The following is a 939-nucleotide window of genomic DNA, read 5'->3' as shown; positions in this document are numbered from 1 at the left end:
CGATCGGCCGCTCCGACGTCGTCCTCGTGCTGGTGGTGGCGGCCGCCTGGGCGGGCGCGGCGGTGCTCGGTGTCCGTCTCAGGTGAGCGGGAACGGTTACGGTCGAGGCACCTGAAGTCGATGCTGAGGAGCCCTCGAATGTCGATCCCCACGGTCGCCACGCCGTCCGGATACGCCCTGCCCGCCGTCGGGTTCGGCACCTATCGCCTGCGCGGCGAGGCCGGAGCGAGCGCCGTCGCCGATGCCCTGGACGCCGGCTACCGGCTGCTCGACTCGGCCGCGAGCTACCAGAACGAGGGCGCCGTGGGCGCGGCGGTGCGGCGCAGCGACGTGCCGCGCGAGGAGATCGTGGTGACCTCCAAGCTGCCCGGTAAGTACCAGGCGTTCGACGACGCGATCCAGACCGTCGAGGAGAGCGTGCTGCGCACCGGCCTGGACACGGTCGACCTGTACCTCATCCACTGGCCAAACCCGTCCGTCGACAAGTACGTCGAGGCCTGGCGTGCCCTGATCGAGGCGCGCGAGCGCGGCCTGGTTCGGCAGATCGGCGTCTGCAACTTCCTGCCCGAGCACCTCGACCGGCTCGCGCAGGAGACGGGCGAGCTGCCCGTGGTCAACCAGATCGAGCTGCACCCGTACTTCCCGCAGACCGAGGCGCTGGCGTTCCACCGGGAGCACGGGATCCTCACCGAGTCGTGGAGCCCGATCGGGCGCGGCAACGATCTGCTGGACAACCCGGTGATCACGCAGATCGCCCGGGCGCACGAGGTCAGCCCGGCCCAGACCGTGCTCGCGTGGCACGTGGCCTGCGACGCGATCCCGCTGCCCAAGGCCGCGGGCCGCGACCGGCAGCGGGAGAACCTGGCGATCTTCGACGTCGCGCTCACCGCCGACGAGATCGCCCGGATCACCGCCCTGGGCCGCCCGGACGGCCGCACC

Annotated in this window: 1 protein-coding gene; it reads left to right on the top strand. The window is 71.8% G+C overall.

What is annotated here, in order from left to right; translation table 11 throughout:
- Positions 1 to 138: 138 nt before the first annotated feature.
- The coding region (locus PROKR_RS38320; RefSeq protein WP_036970290.1) for an aldo/keto reductase at positions 139 to 939 on the top strand (801 nt) is incomplete at its 3' end.

Origin of the sequence: Promicromonospora kroppenstedtii DSM 19349 (genome assembly GCF_000515355.1) — a bacterium.
GTDB classification, from domain to species: Bacteria; Actinomycetota; Actinomycetes; order Actinomycetales; family Cellulomonadaceae; genus Promicromonospora; species Promicromonospora kroppenstedtii.
Note: the sequence above shows the minus strand (reverse complement) of the source record. Positions and strands in the feature narration are given on the sequence as shown.